The sequence below is a fragment of the Shewanella sp. T24-MNA-CIBAN-0130 genome (genome assembly GCF_040310185.1).
Lineage (GTDB): Bacteria > Pseudomonadota > Gammaproteobacteria > Enterobacterales > Shewanellaceae > Shewanella > Shewanella psychromarinicola.
In genome coordinates, this window is record NZ_JBEOPP010000558.1 from 1 (window position 1) to 237 (window position 237).

Genomic DNA, 237 nt, shown 5'->3' on the forward strand with positions numbered 1-237 from the left:
CCTCAGGCATACCGGGTCCTGATGGAATAACTTGAACCATGTCGGATGGTTCCTCGTCGTGCGGATGGCATTGTGGCGGTTCGGGTAACATTCTCTGGTCTGTTTCGGTTTCCCAATCCCAGGCGAGAATGCAGTTAAGCACTGGCACACTGGAGCCGGTAATTCTCACCATGACATCAACCCACTCACCAACACCAGCGCTTTGCTTAAAATATTTAGGATCGACTAGATTCATTG

At 50.2% G+C, this 237-nt stretch carries 1 pseudogene; it reads right to left on the minus strand.

Going from position 1 to position 237, the window contains the following annotated elements:
* Positions 1-237, minus strand: a pseudogene (gene cls / locus AAEZ02_RS23485) (cardiolipin synthase); the annotation flags it as partial.